General features: G+C 64.9%; 17 protein-coding genes. 5 read left to right on the forward strand and 12 right to left on the reverse strand.

Annotated elements, in window-relative coordinates; genetic code table 11:
• Window positions 1–5: 5 nt before the first annotated feature.
• Together V7D81_RS06760 and ubiE are read right to left on the reverse strand one after the other, a co-directional pair.
• Window positions 6–599, reverse strand: coding sequence for a ubiquinone biosynthesis accessory factor UbiJ (locus V7D81_RS06760; protein ID WP_324315381.1), 594 nt, complete (start codon window positions 597–599; stop codon window positions 6–8).
• On the reverse strand, window positions 596–1366 hold the full coding sequence (gene ubiE / locus V7D81_RS06765; protein ID WP_324315382.1) for a bifunctional demethylmenaquinone methyltransferase/2-methoxy-6-polyprenyl-1,4-benzoquinol methylase UbiE: 771 nt from the start codon (window positions 1364–1366) through the stop codon (window positions 596–598). Before ubiE ends, V7D81_RS06760 begins: the two co-directional genes overlap by 4 nt.
• Before the next feature lie 19 nt (window positions 1367–1385).
• Here ubiE and V7D81_RS06770 point away from each other — a divergent pair, with 19 nt between their 5' ends.
• Window positions 1386–2516 (forward strand): saccharopine dehydrogenase family protein, encoded by a 1131-nt coding sequence (locus V7D81_RS06770; RefSeq protein ID WP_324315383.1) that lies wholly within the window; start codon window positions 1386–1388, stop codon window positions 2514–2516.
• Window positions 2517–2525: 9 nt separating this feature from the next.
• Here V7D81_RS06770 and V7D81_RS06775 read toward each other — a convergent pair whose 3' ends face one another.
• From V7D81_RS06775 to V7D81_RS06810, 8 genes are all read right to left on the reverse strand, one after another.
• Window positions 2526–3113 carry a mechanosensitive ion channel family protein gene (locus V7D81_RS06775; protein ID WP_324315384.1) on the reverse strand — a complete coding sequence of 196 codons (588 nt, stop codon included), beginning with the start codon at window positions 3111–3113 and terminating at the stop codon, window positions 2526–2528.
• A gap of 28 nt (window positions 3114–3141) precedes the next feature.
• The gene (locus tag V7D81_RS06780; protein WP_324315385.1) at window positions 3142–3510 is read right to left on the reverse strand and encodes a DUF971 domain-containing protein; all 369 of its coding nucleotides are present in this window, start codon (window positions 3508–3510) and stop codon (window positions 3142–3144) included.
• Between the two features lie 91 nt (window positions 3511–3601).
• Window positions 3602–4939 (reverse strand): ATP-dependent protease ATPase subunit HslU, encoded by a 1338-nt coding sequence (gene hslU / locus V7D81_RS06785; RefSeq protein ID WP_349257618.1) that lies wholly within the window; start codon window positions 4937–4939, stop codon window positions 3602–3604.
• A gap of 103 nt (window positions 4940–5042) precedes the next feature.
• Window positions 5043–5579, reverse strand: a complete 537-nt coding sequence (hslV, locus tag V7D81_RS06790; RefSeq protein ID WP_324315387.1) for an ATP-dependent protease subunit HslV — start codon at window positions 5577–5579, stop codon at window positions 5043–5045.
• Window positions 5580–5713: 134 nt separating this feature from the next.
• Complete coding sequence (gene xerC / locus V7D81_RS06795) at window positions 5714–6637, reverse strand: tyrosine recombinase XerC (protein WP_324315388.1); 924 nt, start codon at window positions 6635–6637, stop codon at window positions 5714–5716.
• A gap of 27 nt (window positions 6638–6664) precedes the next feature.
• On the reverse strand, window positions 6665–7372 hold the full coding sequence (locus V7D81_RS06800; RefSeq protein WP_324315389.1) for a DUF484 family protein: 708 nt from the start codon (window positions 7370–7372) through the stop codon (window positions 6665–6667).
• 19 nt (window positions 7373–7391) lie between these two features.
• Complete coding sequence (gene dapF, locus V7D81_RS06805; protein ID WP_324315390.1) at window positions 7392–8216, reverse strand: diaminopimelate epimerase; 825 nt, start codon at window positions 8214–8216, stop codon at window positions 7392–7394.
• A 27-nt stretch (window positions 8217–8243) separates the two neighbouring features.
• The gene (locus V7D81_RS06810) at window positions 8244–8675 is read right to left on the reverse strand and encodes a CoA-binding protein (RefSeq protein ID WP_324315391.1); all 432 of its coding nucleotides are present in this window, start codon (window positions 8673–8675) and stop codon (window positions 8244–8246) included.
• Window positions 8676–8795: 120 nt separating this feature from the next.
• Here V7D81_RS06810 and V7D81_RS06815 point away from each other — a divergent pair, with 120 nt between their 5' ends.
• Window positions 8796–9437, forward strand: coding sequence for a ParA family protein (locus V7D81_RS06815; RefSeq protein ID WP_324315392.1), 642 nt, complete (start codon window positions 8796–8798; stop codon window positions 9435–9437).
• Window positions 9438–9528: 91 nt separating this feature from the next.
• Here V7D81_RS06815 and V7D81_RS06820 read toward each other — a convergent pair whose 3' ends face one another.
• Window positions 9529–10416 (reverse strand): NAD-dependent epimerase/dehydratase family protein, encoded by an 888-nt coding sequence (locus V7D81_RS06820; protein ID WP_324315393.1) that lies wholly within the window; start codon window positions 10414–10416, stop codon window positions 9529–9531.
• 102 nt (window positions 10417–10518) lie between these two features.
• Here V7D81_RS06820 and V7D81_RS06825 point away from each other — a divergent pair, with 102 nt between their 5' ends.
• The 3 genes from V7D81_RS06825 to V7D81_RS06835 all read left to right on the forward strand — a co-directional run bounded on the left by V7D81_RS06825 (window position 10519) and on the right by V7D81_RS06835 (window position 13171).
• Entirely contained in the window at window positions 10519–11040 is a 522-nt protein-coding gene (locus V7D81_RS06825) for a GbsR/MarR family transcriptional regulator (RefSeq protein WP_324315394.1), read from the forward strand.
• Window positions 11041–11120: 80 nt separating this feature from the next.
• On the forward strand, window positions 11121–11750 hold the full coding sequence (locus V7D81_RS06830) for a DUF4166 domain-containing protein (RefSeq protein ID WP_324315395.1): 630 nt from the start codon (window positions 11121–11123) through the stop codon (window positions 11748–11750).
• Between the two features lie 11 nt (window positions 11751–11761).
• Window positions 11762–13171, forward strand: coding sequence for a TIGR01777 family oxidoreductase (locus V7D81_RS06835; RefSeq protein WP_324315396.1), 1410 nt, complete (start codon window positions 11762–11764; stop codon window positions 13169–13171).
• A 91-nt stretch (window positions 13172–13262) separates the two neighbouring features.
• Here the strand turns inward: V7D81_RS06835 and V7D81_RS06840 are convergent, their stop codons facing one another.
• Window positions 13263–14342, reverse strand: coding sequence for a CDP-6-deoxy-delta-3,4-glucoseen reductase (locus V7D81_RS06840; protein ID WP_324315397.1), 1080 nt, complete (start codon window positions 14340–14342; stop codon window positions 13263–13265).
• Window positions 14343–14503: the final 161 nt, after the last annotated feature.

Raw genomic sequence — 14503 nt, forward strand, 5'->3', positions numbered from 1 at the left:
GGTGATCAGGATCCCTGTCGTTCCAGCCGCGCCAGTCGCGCTTCGAAACGATCGACGTCGTCGCGCAGCTTGTCCACGCCGGCGATGAACTCGTCGGCTTCGACGCGCGCCGGGACATCGCGGCCTTCTTCCTGCAGGAACTCGGCGACGTTCTGCGCGAACGTGTCGGCAGTGCGACGACCGAACGCCAGCACCGAACGTGCGGCATTGCCCACCTGATGAGCGGCGACGTCGCCGATGACGCGCGAGAGTTCTTCTTCGAGATCCGGCCGCGCGTGCTTCAGCAGTTCGCTGAAGGTCTGTGCCACTTCCGCATCGCCTTCGATGTGCACGGCGCCCGTACGCAATGCCGCTTCAGGGCGGGGACTAGCAAGCTGCAGCAGCGAGAGCGGCGTGCCGGTGAGCGTGGCGTTCGCGGTGGCCGTCGTCGAGGTGTCGAGTTTCATGCGCTCGCCGTCGGATTCGAACTGGAGGGCGAGCGGCAGGCCCGTGAACCGGACTGTCAGTACCTTGCCGGCGAGACGAGTGCACAGTCCGCGCGCCGCGCCGGACGCGGCGATGTTGCGATTGAGGACGGCTTCGAGCGGCGCGAGCCTCACAGCTTCCAGCCCCGATGCAATGCCACGATGCCACCCGTGAGATTGTGATAGCGGCACTGTTCGAGCCCGGCCTGTTCCATCATCGACTGCAGCGTCGGCTGATCGGGAAAGCGGCGGATCGATTCGGCGAGGTAGCGATAGCTGTCTTCGTCCTTCGCCACCACCTTGCCGAGCCACGGCAGCACGGAGAAGGAATAGCGGTCGTAGATGGGCTTGAGGCCCGGCGCGACCGGATGCGAGAACTCCAGCACCATCAACTGGCCGCCCGGCTTCAGCACGCGGGCCATCGAGTTCAGCGCCTTCTGCTTGTCGGTGACGTTGCGCAGGCCGAAGCCGATGGTCACGCAATCGAAGCTTGCATCGGGAAACGGCAGACATTCGGCATTCGCGAGCGAATAACGCACATTGCCGACGATGCCGCGATCGGTCAGTGCATCGCGACCTTCGGAGAGCATGGCTGCATTGATGTCGGTGAGCATGACGAGCCCATTGGCGCCGACCTGCTTCGCCATGCCGGCGGCGATGTCGCCCGTGCCGCCCGCGACATCCAACGCGCGCTGTCCCGGTCGCAATCCGGTCTGCGACAGCGTGAAGCGCTTCCAGAGACGATGCGCGCCGCCCGACATCAGGTCGTTCATCAAGTCGTAGTTGCCTGCGACCGAATCGAACACCTCGCGCACGCGCGCGGCCTTCTCTGCCTTCGGCACCTGCTGGTAGCCGAAATCGGTAGTATCCGCGCCGTCGCGCTTGTCGTGTTCAGCGTTCATCGGGGATCGCATTGTAGCCATGAGTCGGGAGCCGGCCTATCGAATTCTGGTCCTTGGCGGCTACGGAAACTTCGGTGCTCGTATCGTCGACGCCCTCGCGTCGCAAGCGCGTTGTCATCTGCTGATTGCCGGCCGGGACGCGGTGCGCGCCGGGCAGGCAGCGGCCCGACTGCGCGGTGCGGCGGCCGTGGTCGAAGGCATGGGTCTGGATGCGCACGATCCGCAATTCGCGCAGTTCCTGCGGCAACAGCGCATCGATCTCGTGATCCACACGGCCGGTCCGTTCCAGGGCCAGTCGTACGAAGTCGCGCGCGCCTGCATCGAGGCCGGCGCGCACTACGTCGATCTGGCCGACGGCCGCGCCTTCGTCACCGGAATCACCGCGCTCGACGCCGCTGCCCGCGAGCGCAACGTGCTGGTCGTGAGCGGTGCCAGCACGGTGCCTGCATTGTCTGCAGCCGTGCTCGATCGCTATCGCAGCCGCTTCGATTCGATCGCGACCGTGTCCATCGGCATCACGCCAGGCAACCGCACGCCGCGCGGCCTGTCGACGGTGGAATCGGTGCTGAGTTATTGCGGCAAGCCCTTCGAGCGCTGGCAGCGCGGCCGCTGGCAGCGCGTGTACGGCTGGCAGGATCAGCATCGTGTGTTCTATCCCCGGCTCGGCTGGCGCTGGTTTGCCAATTGCGATGTGCCCGATCTGTCGCTGTTTCCGCTGCGCTATGGCGTGACCGACAGCGTGAAGTTCCACGCCGGCCTGGAGCTGCGCACGATTCAATGGAGCCTGTGGCTCATGTCGTGGCTGGCGCGATGGCGCATCGTGAGCAACTGGCGTCCGGCCGCAAGGTTCCTGCGCGCTGCCAGCGAATTGCTGCTGCGGTTCGGCAGCGATGCGGGCGGCATGCACGTCGTCGTGACTGGCACGACCGCGGGACGGCAACGACGCATCGAATGGCTACTGACCGCCCTCGCGGGTCACGGACCGCAGATCCCGTGCATTGCGGCGATCGTGATTGCGCGCAAGCTCGCCAGCGGTCGATGGACGCAGCACGGCGCCATGCCGTGCCTCGATCTGATGACCCTCGACGAGTTCGATGACGCGGTGAAAGGTATGGAGATCGGTTGGCAGGAGAAGATGATCGACGCGTAATGACGCGCGTCAGGTGTCCGGCGACTGATGGTCCGCACTCATCGGCTGCGGAGGAACCGGTCCCGTCCATCGTCGTATCACGCGCTGGAAAAACAGGCTGTTGGGAACCTGCAGCACCGAGGCGACCGTACCGTCGGGCGCAACTTCGCGCAGCGTGGTGTAGATGATGTTCAGATCGACGACCTCGCCCTGCAGTCCGCGCTTTTCGCCGTTCTCGAGAATCTCGATTCGGTCGTGCAGACGGAACAGGCGCGTGGTGATGATGAGCACCGTGCAGAAAATGTTCGACAGCACGCTCCACGCCGCGAAGAAGGCGATCGCACCGACGGCGATGAACCCGGTCAGTGCCGTCCACACCACCGTGGTCGACACGCCGAGCTGTTGCAGCGCGAGCAGCACGGCGCCGGCCGTGATCAGAAAGGAGGAGGTACGTCGCAGGCCGACGAGCAACTCGGCCGGGATGATCGATCGACCGCCCAGGTGACCGATCACGCCTCGCATCAGCCGATGCAGCAGCCAGGCGCAAAGCGCGATCAGCAGCAGGCGGATACCGATGCCGATCCATCCGGCGGCGAAGAAGGTCTGTAGCGCTGACATGATTCCAGGAAAGATGAAGCCGCCGCGATTATCGGCTCTTGCCGGCGGCGGTGGGATAGGGAATGCCCAGCTCCGCGAGCCGCGCCAGATAGTTCGCCCACTTCTGTTCGTGCTCGCGTCCGAGTTCGCGCAGATAGCTCCACGAATACAGCCCGGTGTCGTGACCGTCGTCGAACACGAGCTTCACTGCGTAATTGCCCACCGGTTCGACGGCCTTGATGCCGACGTCATGCTTGCCGAGCTGCAGCGTTTCCTGCCCCGGCCCGTGGCCGCGGACTTCCGCCGAGGGCGAGTACACGCGCAGATATTCGAACGGCAGCTCGTAGCGCGTGCCGTCGTCGAAGGCGACTTCGAGCAGGCGGGATCGGGTGCGGAGTTTGAGAGAGGTGGGGGGCATGGGGAAGAGAGCGGCGACTGGCTGCTGGCAACTGGCCAGAGAATAGAGCATCTCCGTTCTGGCCAGCTGCCAGCAGCCAGTCGCCAGCAGCCTAAAGAATGTATCGCGTCAGATCCTCATCCTTCACCAGCTCGCCCAGATACCTGTCGACATACGCCGCATCGACGGTGATGGTCGCGCCGTTGCGATCGGCGGCTTCGAAGGACAGCGTTTCCAGCAAACGCTCCAGCACCGTGTGCAGGCGCCGCGCACCGATGTTCTCGGTGCGTTCGTTGACCTGGAAGGCGACTTCGGCGAGTCGGCGTACGCCGCTGTCGGAGAACTCGAGATTCACGCCTTCGGTCGCGAGCAGCGCGCGGTACTGCGTGCACAACGAGGCGTCGGGTTCGGTGAGGATGCGGATGAAGTCCTCCACCTTGAGCGCCTGCAGCTCGACGCGAATGGGAAAGCGGCCCTGCAGCTCCGGAATCAGGTCGGAGGGCTTCGACATGTGAAAGGCGCCGGAGGCGATGAACAGGATGTGATCCGTCTTCACCATGCCGTGCTTGGTGCTGACGGTGCTGCCTTCGACCAGCGGCAGCAGGTCGCGCTGCACGCCCTCGCGGCTGACGTCGGCGCCGTGCGTTTCCTGGCGGCGCGCGATCTTGTCGATCTCGTCGATGAACACGATGCCGTTCTGCTCGGCGTTCTGCAGCGCCTGGGCTTTGAGTTCTTCCTCGTTGATCATCTTCGCCGCTTCCTCGTCGGTCAGCAGCTTGAAGGCCTCACGCACCTTCACCTTGCGCATCCTGGTGCGGTTGCCGCCGAGATTGGCGAACATGCCCTGCAGCTGGTTGGTCAGATCCTCCATGCCGGCCGGCGCCATGATCTCGACGCCCATCGGCAATGCGCGCACTTCGATCTCGATTTCGCGATCGTCGAGCTGGCCTTCGCGCAGCATCTTGCGGAATTTCTGGCGCGTGTCCTGATCGCGCGGCGCAGGATCGGGTTCCGGCGCGAAGCCCATGGATTTCGGTCGCGGCAGCAGCGCATCGAGCACGCGTTCCTCCGCGGCATCCATGGCGCGATGCCGGAATTTTTCCGTCTCGACTTCGCGCGTCATCTTCACCGCCACATCCATCAGGTCCTTGATGATGGAATCGACTTCGCGGCCGACGTAGCCGACTTCGGTGAACTTCGTCGCTTCCACCTTGATGAAGGGCGCACGCGCGAGTTTCGCGAGCCGGCGTGCAATCTCGGTCTTGCCGACGCCTGTCGGTCCGATCATGAGAATGTTTTTCGGCGTGATCTCGGCGCGCAGTTCTTCGGGCACCTGCATGCGGCGCCAGCGATTGCGCAGCGCGATGGCGACGGCACGCTTGGCTTCCGCCTGGCCGACGATGTGTTTGTCGAGTTCCTGAACGATTTCGCGGGGGGTCATGGAGGACATGAAGCAGGCCACTGGCGACTGGCGGCTGGCAGTCGGCCAGAAATATCAGGAGGGTTCGACTCCGGCCAGCTGCCAGTCGCCAGCGGCCAGTCGCCTTGCAATCTCACGCTCGAAGCTCTTCGATCGTCAGATTCCGATTGGTATAGATGCAGATGTCCGCTGCAATGTTCAACGATTTCTCGACCACGCTGCGCGCGTCGAGATCGGTGTTCTGCATCAGCGCGCGCGCAGCCGACAGGGCGTAGGAGCCGCCGGAGCCGATCGCCATGATTTCATCCTCGGGTTCGATGACATCGCCATTGCCCGAGATGATGAACGAACTCTTCGTGTCGGCCACGCACAGCAGCGCTTCGAGACGCCGCAGGCTGCGGTCGGAACGCCAGTCCTTCGCGAGTTCGATGGCGGCGCGCGTGAGATTGCCGAACTGCTGCAGCTTCGTTTCGAAGCGCTCGAACAGCGTGAATGCGTCCGCCGTGCCGCCGGCAAATCCCGCCAGCACCTTGCCGTCGTAGAGCCGGCGCACCTTGCGTGCATTGCCCTTCATCACGGTGTTGCCGAGCGATACCTGGCCGTCGCCGCCGATGACGACCGTGCCGTTGCGCCGCACGGAAAGGATCGTTGTGCCTTCGAATTGATTCATGGGAGAAGAGTAACCGCAGGAGACACAGAATCAGAAGAAGAGAATGGCCGCAAAAAGGCGCAAGAGACTCAAAGTGCAGGAATGAAAGATCAAATCCCTTTGTGATCTTTGCGCCTTTTTGCGGCCATTTCTTTCTATTCCTTGGATCCTCGAACCGCCGCTTTGCGTCGCGCCCGCGGATGAGCCTGGTCGTAGATCTTGGCGAGGTGCTGGAAATCAAGGTGGGTGTAGATCTGCGTGGTCGAAATGTTGGCGTGACCCAGCAATTCCTGCACGGCGCGCAGATCCTGGCTCGATTCGAGCAGGTGGCTGGCGAAGGAATGGCGGAACATGTGCGGATGCATGTGAATGCCGAGACCCTGTGCGCGCACCCAGCGTTCGATGCGTCGCTGGATGGCACGCTGCAGCAGCCGGCCGCCGCGCTTCGAGACGAACAGCGCGGTCTCGCCGGGCATCGCCACCGCGCTTCGCTCGCGCAGCCAGGCGGTCAGTGCTTCGATCGCGAAACGTCCGACGGGCAACACGCGCGCCTTGTTGCCCTTGCCGACGACGCGCACCGTCCGGTCGCGCAGATCGACGTCGCCGAGATCGAGATCGACGAGTTCCGACAGACGCAGCCCGGACGAATAGAACAGCTCCATGATGGCCTTGTCGCGCACGCTGAGTTCGTCGTCGGCGCGGAACGCCAGCAATCGCGCCATCTGATCGGCATCCACCGTTTGCGGCAGACGCTTGCTCGCCTTGGGCGCCTGCACGCCGACCGCGGGATTCGCCTTCAGCGCCGATTCGCGGATCAGGAAATTGAAGAAGCTGCGCAGTGCCGAGAGCCGGCGCTGGATGGTGCGCGGCGACTGGCCGCGCCGGAATTCGGTCGCGGCGAAACTGCGGATGTGCTGGCTGTCGAGCCGCGGCCAGTCGTCGACCTTCTGGTGCTCGCAATATTTCGCGAACAGCTCCAGGTCGCGCCGATAGTTGACGTGCGTGTGTGCCGAGAGCCGGCGTTCGGAAGAAAGATGGCTCAGGAATCGCGGCAGCCAGGCGAGGGCATCGTCATGCATGACGGTGCCCTCGGCCGACGGGTCGCCTCACACCGCCCCCACCGCCTCGCTCACCAGCTCGCCGATGCGTGCGAGAAATTCCGTGCTCATGGCCGGCGAGAAGCGTTCCGTGTCGGGGCTGCCGATGGCCAGCAATCCGGCCGCTGCCTGCGGACCGAGCGGTACGAGCGCGGCGGAGCCGATTTCGATCGTGCCGGTGCCGAACAGGAAATCGCGCTGGCTGTCGCGGATCTGGCCGCAGCGCGGCTTGCCACCGCTGAACAAAGTTTCGAACATTTTCAGTTCGGCGGCGGTCGGCTCGACGAGGCGCAGATGGCGGCTGGTGATCTGGTGAAAACCGGACTCCGCGGCGGGGGCGAGGACCATCAGCCATTCGGAGGCGCCGAAGTCCTCGCGCAGCGACGCTTCGAGCGCATCGACGAGTGCCTCTGCCGTGCGGGCGCGGATCAGCCGGCGGGAGAGCTTGTGGATCTTGTCGGCGAGCGCATCGTTGTCGCGGGCGACGCCGACGAGGTCATGCAGTTGCGCTTCGGCTTTCTCGTTCTTCTCGCGCAGTACGGCCACCTGGCGTTCGACGAGCGAGATCGCGGAAGAGCCGCGGCCGTGAGGCAACTTGAGACGGGTCAGCAGGGCCGCGTGGCGTTCGAAGAAGTCGGGATGGTGCTGCAGATATTCGGCGATGACTTCTTCCGGCAGGGAGTCGACTTCGACGCCGCGGACAGGTTGCTTGCTCATGAAACCTCGAGTTGTAGGGTCAGATCTCGACCGTTCCCCGGAACACGGTGACCGCAGGGCCGGTCATCCACAGGTGTTCGCCGGGACCCGGCCAGCGCACCGTCATGCGTCCACCCGGCGCATCGACGGCGACTTCTTCGTCCAGCAGGCCCAGCTTTCTCCCCACCGCGACCGCAGCGCATGCACCGGTGCCGCAGGCCTGGGTTTCACCGACGCCGCGCTCGAACACGCGCAGGCGGATGTGATTGCGGCTCACGACCTCCATGAAACCGACGTTGGTCCGCCTGGCGAAGCGCGTGTGATTCTCTACCGCAGGTCCGATGGTGTCCACGGGCGCGTCGGCGACGGAAGGCACGCGCATCACGGCGTGCGGATTGCCCATCGAGACCGCGCTGATCTGCAGCTCCGTCTCGCCGACACGAAGCGGATAGACATCGGCTTCGCGCGCAGCCTCGAAGGGCAGTGCCGCAGGATTGAAATCCGGAATGCCCATGTCGACTGACACCAGGCCGTCATTGCGCAACTGCACATCGACGCGGCCGCCGAGGCTGTCCATGTGCAATTGCTGTCGCGCCAGCTTCTGCGCGACGAGCTTGCCGACGCAGCGCGCGCCATTGCCGCATTGCTCCACTTCGGAACCGTCGGCATTGAAGATGCGGTAGTAGACGTCGGTGCCGGGCTTCCGCGGCGGCAGCAGCACCAATGCCTGGTCGAAGCCGATGCCCGTGCGTCGATCGGCGAGCTGGCGCATGCGTTCGCTGTCGGGCACGGCGTCGTCGGCAGGCGCCTCGAACACCAGAAAATCGTTGCCCAGGCCATGCATCTTGGTGAAGTTCAACAGCATGGGCGGAGTATACGGAAGGCGCCTTCCTCACCCCATCCTCATCCGCTCTACCTTGATGCACTTGTCCATGACGACGGTCATGCCGCCGGCCACGGCGCGTTCTGCGGCGGATTCGTTGATCACGCCGAGCTGCAGCCACAGGGCGGGGAAGCGCAGGCGCAGACAGTCGGCGACGATGTCGTCGACGTGCTGCGGCTGGCGGAAGACGTCGACGATATCGACGTGCTCGCCGGGGCTCAGCGCATCCGCGACGTGATCGAGATCGGGAACGGCCCGGATGCCTTCCCAGACGGAGAGCGCGGGACTCACGGGAATGATCCGGTAGCCGTAGTCGAGCAGGGCGGCAGCCACTTCGTAACTCGGCCGGTGCGGATTGTCGGAAAGGCCGACGACGGCGATGACCCGGGCCGAACGCAGGAGTGCAGCGATCGCCGCCGGTGAAGGGTTTGCGAAAGCCATGCGAATGTCTCCGCGCGTGGACATTTCCACGAGGCCACCTTAACGTAGCCGCCGGCAAAAGGCTCCTTGAAGAACAATTCGATCGCCGGGCTTTTCACGCCAGCGCGAAGCGAGGATTTCATGCGCCACGTGATGGTTATGAATTCGAAGGGCGGCTGCGGCAAGAGCACGCTCGCCACCAACATCGCCACGCTGTTCGCCATCGATGGCTACAAGGTGGCGATCGCCGACTACGATCCGCAACGCACCAGCCTCGACTGGCTCGAGACGCGTCCGGACGACCTGCCGAAGATTCAGGGCGTGCCGGCCTATGACGAAGGCGTGCGCGGCGTGCCGCGCGATACCGAAGTGCTGGTGATCGATGCGCCCGCGCGCACCCACGGTTCGGAAATGAACGAACTGGTGCGACGCGCCGAAACCATTCTCGTGCCGGTGATGCCGTCGCCGATCGACATGAAGGCCTGTGCTCATTTCATGAGCGAACTGCTCGAACTCGGCAAGGTGCAGCGCGAGCAGGCCAAGCTGGCCGTGATCGCCAACCGCGTGCGCGAGAACACGCTGATGTTCGAGGAACTCGACAAGTATCTCGGCAAGCTGAAGGTGCCGTACCTCACTTCGCTGCGCCAGTCGACCAACTATCTGCGCGCCTTCCAGCGCGGCATGGGCATTTTCGAACTGCCCGAATATCTCGCGGGGCCGGACTGGGAACAGTGGGCGCCGATCCGGAAGTGGCTGGGGAGCAGGAAGAGTCAGCCGGGCTGACGGTTGAGGTTCGCTCTTCTGTGGGGCCGGCTTCCTCCGGCCTCCTGGCTTGAAAAAGGCCGGCTGAAGCCGGCCCCACAGGAGAAGGCTCTCAGTCTTCTTTCTCCAGGCTGTCGCGTATCCCCGCATCGAGATCCGTAAACCTCAGCTTGACGCCGAGATGCTTCAGCATCCGTTCGTTGCTGACGCGCCGTGATTCGTGCAGGAACGACAGGCGTTCCGGACTGAACGTCAGCTGCGCCTCGTCCATCGAAACCCGTGGCGCGGGCGGCAGCCCGGTCAGTGCAGCGACGCGATCGAGAAAGGCAGTCGAGCTGCAGGAATTGCCGTCGGTCACGTTGTAGATGCCGCGGGCCTCGGGATTGAGGGCGGCGGCGACGCAGGCTTCGACCAGATCCGTCACATGGATGCGATTGCTGATGCCGGCTTCGTCGGGGTGCAGGGTGGCTTCGCGCTTTCGCAGCCGTTCTAGCGGCAGGCGTCCCGGACCGTAGATGCCGGGGACTCGCAGCACCACGCGACGCACGCGACGCTCGGTGCACCACACGCGCGTCATTTCCTCGGCGCTGACGCGTCGACGGGCGCGATCGGTCATGGGTTGCACCGGACTGCCCTCGTCGACGGGCGCGCCGTCCGTGTCGCCATAGACACCCGTGGTGCTCAGGTAGACGAAGGCGCGCGGCGGCACCGTCGCCAGTTGCAGGAAGCGGTCGAGCCGCAGATCGCTTTCGCCGGCCGCCGGCGGCGGCGCCAGGTAGAAGATCGCCGCCTGTTCGAGTTTTTCCGGAATCCAGGCGCCGAGCCGTACGCGGTCGAGATCGAGTGCAAAGGTCTTGATGCCGCGCGCGGTAAGTTCGGCCACGCGCGCGGGCGTGCGCACGACCGCCGTTATGTCGTATGTGTCGGCCAGGCGGCGGGCCAGACGCTCGCCGACATAGCCGCAGCCGACGATCAGCGCATGGGGCTTCGGCGCAGTCATGCTGCGGCCCCCACGGTGCCGCGATAGGCACTCGCCGCATTGACAGCCCGGTCGATCTTTCCGTAATTTTCAGACATTCCTGAAATAACCGACTTACCCGACATGAAACTCACACCCACGATCCAACGCTGCGTCCTCCACTGGGGCGAAATGGGCAGCCGCTGGGGGGTGAGCCGCTCCGTGGCCCAGATCCACGCGCTGCTGTTCCTCGCTCCCGAGCCGCTGACCGCTGACGACATCGCCGAGACGCTGGCCATCGCCCGCTCCAACGTCAGCGTCAGCCTCAAGGAATTGCAGGTCTGGGACCTGGTCAGCATCACCCACGTCATCGGCGACCGTCGCGACTACTTCCAGGCCCGCAAGGATATCTGGGAAGTGCTCACGACGATCCTCGACGGTCGCAAGCGCCGCGAGATCGACCCGACGGTGCAGATGCTGCGCGAGTGCGCGCAGGAATCGAAACGCGATACCGAGACCCCGGAGCAGGTGAAGGAGCGTATCGCGACCATGCTCGAGTTTCTCGAAGAGATGACCGGCTGGTACGACCAGATCCGCGACATGCCGCGGCCGACGCTGCTCAAGCTCATGCGCATGGGAACGCGGGTCGCGAAGATCGTGGGGTGACGGAGCGAGCATTTTTTTTGCCGCCAAGTTTCAGAAATTCCTGAAATTACGGACGACGCTGGAAGCGGAAGGACAAGAACATGAACACGACCGTTCTCGGAGATCTCACCGAGGTGCCGCTGACCGGCGGCCGCTACCCGGATTTTCACCGGCTGCTCGGCGACAGCGCCTGGTCGCGATTGCCGCCGGCCGTGCGGACGCGCTTCGTCCATGCGGCGCACGCGAACGTGATCTATCGCGGCGCCTGCAAGGTGGCTGCATCGCGCAGCGGGCGCTGGTTCGCGCAGTTGTGCCGGCTCTTCGGCACGCCGGTCGCGCCGTACACCGGCGAGGACGTGCCCATGACCGTGCGTGTGATCGATACCGCCGACGGCATCGTGTGGGAGCGCTGCTACGAATTCGCCGGTCGTGCGCCCGTCGTCGTGCGCTCGACCAAGCAACTCGATGACGACGGCACGCTCATCGAGGCATTGAACGCCGGCCTGCACATGCGCCTGAAGGTGTTCGAGGAACGGGGCGAACTGCATTTTCTCAGCACCGGTTACTTCTTCCGCGCCGGCGGCTGGCGCGTGCGGCTGCCGGACTGGTTCCTGCCCGGTGCGACCCACGTCGTGCATCGCGATCTCGGCGAGGGCCGATTCCGCTTCACCATGGACACGAATCATCACTGGTTTGGCCGGATGTTCTTCCAGGATGGGATCTTTCAGTGAGGGTGATGGACATGAACCTGCTCGTGGTCCTGCTGATTGCCGGTTCGCTGCTCGCGATGTTCCTGCCGCGCCGGCCGCCGCGATGGCTGCGCGATCCGCTGTTTGCCGGCAGCAAACTTCAACCGCGACGGATCCTCGTCACGGGCGCGACCGGCTTCATCGGCCGGCAGGTATGCCGGCGATTGATCGCGGCCGGCGACGACGTGCTGGTGCTCGCGCGCCGTCGCGAGCGCGCGCTCGATCTGTTCGGACCGCACGTCACGATCTGCACGTCGCTGGTCGAGATCGCCGCCGATGTGCGCATCGATGCGATCGTCAATCTGGCCGGCGAGCCGATCATTTCGCGACCGTGGACCGGGCGCCGGCGTCGTCAACTGATCGCCAGTCGCGTCGCAGTGACGGAGGCCGTCGTGGAGCTGATCGGCCGGCTGCAGCACAAGCCCGCCGTGCTCGTGACGGCATCGGCCGTGGGCTACTACGGCGTGCGCGGCGACGAAGAACTGTGCGAGGCCGATCGTGGCCGCACGATCTTCCAGTCGCAGCTGTGCCAGATCTGGGAACTCACCGCGCAACGCGCAAAGAGTCATGGCGTACGCGTTTGCAGCCTGCGTCTGGGCGTCGTGCTGGGACGCGATGGCGGCGCATTGCCGCAGCAGATCCTGGCAGCGCGCGCCCGGATTGCTGCCGTGCTCGGCTCGGGCCGGCAATGGCTGTCGTGGATTCACATCGACGATGTGCTGCGCCTGATCGAGCATTGTCTCGACCGCGGCGACGTCGACGGACCGATCAACGCCACAGCGCCGGTGCCTGTCCGTCAGCACGAATTCGCACGCCAGCTGGCCGCACAGTTCGGACGTTCCCTGACGGTGCGTGCCCCGGAAACCATGCTGCGTTGCCTGCTCGGCGAACGCGCGCAGCTCCTGCTCGATGGTCAGCGCGTGTTGCCGGTGAAGGCGCTGGCGTCGGGTTTCGAATTCCAATATCCGCGGATCGATGAGGCGCTCGCCGATCTGTGCATGCGCACGGATGCGCCGAGCGATGTGCTCTACGACACGTTCTGTCCGATCTGCGATGGCGAGATGAACACCTACTGTCGCGCCGCGCGGCGCCTGGGGAAGCGCTGGCAGTTCGACGATGTCGCGACCCGCCCCGAACTGATGAGTCGCTATGGAATCGATCTGCAGACGGCGCGTCGGCGCGTATATGTGCTCGCGGATTCGGGACGGATGCTGAGCGGCATCGAAGCGCTGTGCACGATCTGGGCGGCGCTGCCGTACTGGCGCGGGCTTGCGTGGTTCATCCGGCTGCCGCCGGTCGAGCCGCTCGCGGCCTGGTGCTACGACGTGATCCTCGCGCCGCTCATCTGGCGCTGGAATCGACGGCGGCGTGCGGCGCTGGCGGCAGCGACGCAGACTCGCTGAGCGCTCCTCCTGTGGGGCCGGCTTCAGCCGGCCTTCCTCTGCAGATGGCCGGCTGAAGCCGGCCCCACAGGAAGAGGAAGAGAGAGCAGATTTACTGACCCGGTTTGGTCTGCCGCAGCTTCTCCAGCGCATCCGGCGCGAAGTCGAACGAGTCGAAGAACAACTGATCGGCGGGCAGTCCCTGCTCGCTGAAGTGACGGCGGACCGCTTCGACCATCACCGGCGGGCCGCTCGCGTAGACGTCATAGTCGGCGAGTCGCGGGTGATCGGCAAAGGCCGCTTCGTGAACCCAGCCGCTGCGGCCCTGCCATTCGTCGAGCGGCGTCGCATTCGACAGCACCGGCGTATAGGCGAGGTTGGGATAGCGCTGCGTCATCTCGCGCAGCATGGCGTCCTCGTAAAGGTCGGCGCGCGTCTGTGCGCCCCAGTACAGATGCAGCGGACGTCGATCGCCGCGTTCCAGCAGGTGATGCAGCATCGCGCGCAGCGGCGCGTAACCGGTGCCGCCGCCGATGAGCAGTGCGGGCCGCGGCGATTCCTCGCGGAACCAGAACTGTCCGAGCGGACCTTCGATCCGCAGCAGCGTCTTCTCCTTCATACCGGCGAACAGCTGCTGCGTGAACTCGCCGCCGGCGACGCGACGGATGTGCAGTTCGATGAACTGGGCATCGTGCGGCGGATTGGCGATCGAGAAACTGCGGCGCCGGTTCTGCGGCAGCATGATGTCGAGATACTGGCCGGCGACGAAATTGAACGTCTCCGCGGATGGCAGCCGCAGATACACCGCCATCACGCCGGGCGCGAGTGCTTCCATGCGCTCGATGCGACACGGCAGGCTCTGAATGCGTTCTTCCGGCACCGGCGGCCGGATCTCGCGGATTTCCACCGTGAGTTCCGGGCTCGCAGCGTGTGCCTGGCACAGCAGTGCGTAACCACCTGCAGCCTCGGCCGCGGTGATGCCTAACGGCGGTCCCGCCGGATAGCGGACTTCCCCGCTGATCAGCCGCGCGCGGCACGCAGCGCAATGCCCGCCCTTGCAGCTGTGCGGCAGATTCAATCCCGCGCGCAAGGCCGCATCGAGAATGGTCTCGCCTTCCTCGACGGCGAGGACCAGTTGCGACGGCAGCAGGGTGAGGCGGGTGTAGGACATGAGGTAGGTGACGAAAGTCACGCAAGTCACGGAAGTGACGAGGGTGAATGAGGTGATGCCGGTTCTACTCCTGCACCTTCGTGACTTGCGTGACTTTCGTCACTTTCAATTCTTTCTCCGCTCGTCGTGCCGCCGGTCGAGCCAGCGCCGCGCGCGGATCTTCGGCAGCGGCGCCTTGCGGC

The organism is Povalibacter sp. (genome assembly GCF_036735925.1).
Taxonomy (GTDB): Bacteria; Pseudomonadota; Gammaproteobacteria; order Steroidobacterales; family Steroidobacteraceae; genus Steroidobacter.

Excerpts from the sequence above, each read along its gene's own strand:
- V7D81_RS06810 (WP_324315391.1), bottom strand. The coding sequence starts at position 8,675 with ATGGCTTTCGCAAACCCTTCACCGGCGGCGATCGCTGCACTCCTGCGT.
- V7D81_RS06825 (WP_324315394.1), top strand. The coding sequence starts at position 10,519 with ATGAAACTCACACCCACGATCCAACGCTGCGTCCTCCACTGGGGCGAA.
- V7D81_RS06780 (WP_324315385.1), bottom strand. The coding sequence starts at position 3,510 with ATGCCCCCCACCTCTCTCAAACTCCGCACCCGATCCCGCCTGCTCGAA.
- dapF (WP_324315390.1), bottom strand. The coding sequence starts at position 8,216 with ATGCTGTTGAACTTCACCAAGATGCATGGCCTGGGCAACGATTTTCTG.
- V7D81_RS06830 (WP_324315395.1), top strand. The coding sequence starts at position 11,121 with ATGAACACGACCGTTCTCGGAGATCTCACCGAGGTGCCGCTGACCGGC.
- hslV (WP_324315387.1), bottom strand. The coding sequence starts at position 5,579 with ATGAATCAATTCGAAGGCACAACGATCCTTTCCGTGCGGCGCAACGGC.
- ubiE (WP_324315382.1), bottom strand. The coding sequence starts at position 1,366 with ATGAACGCTGAACACGACAAGCGCGACGGCGCGGATACTACCGATTTC.
- hslU (WP_349257618.1), bottom strand. The coding sequence starts at position 4,939 with ATGTCCTCCATGACCCCCCGCGAAATCGTTCAGGAACTCGACAAACAC.
- xerC (WP_324315388.1), bottom strand. The coding sequence starts at position 6,637 with ATGCATGACGATGCCCTCGCCTGGCTGCCGCGATTCCTGAGCCATCTT.
- V7D81_RS06800 (WP_324315389.1), bottom strand. The coding sequence starts at position 7,372 with ATGAGCAAGCAACCTGTCCGCGGCGTCGAAGTCGACTCCCTGCCGGAA.
- V7D81_RS06770 (WP_324315383.1), top strand. The coding sequence starts at position 1,386 with ATGAGTCGGGAGCCGGCCTATCGAATTCTGGTCCTTGGCGGCTACGGA.
- V7D81_RS06820 (WP_324315393.1), bottom strand. The coding sequence starts at position 10,416 with ATGACTGCGCCGAAGCCCCATGCGCTGATCGTCGGCTGCGGCTATGTC.
- V7D81_RS06775 (WP_324315384.1), bottom strand. The coding sequence starts at position 3,113 with ATGTCAGCGCTACAGACCTTCTTCGCCGCCGGATGGATCGGCATCGGT.
- V7D81_RS06815 (WP_324315392.1), top strand. The coding sequence starts at position 8,796 with ATGCGCCACGTGATGGTTATGAATTCGAAGGGCGGCTGCGGCAAGAGC.
- V7D81_RS06835 (WP_324315396.1), top strand. The coding sequence starts at position 11,762 with ATGAACCTGCTCGTGGTCCTGCTGATTGCCGGTTCGCTGCTCGCGATG.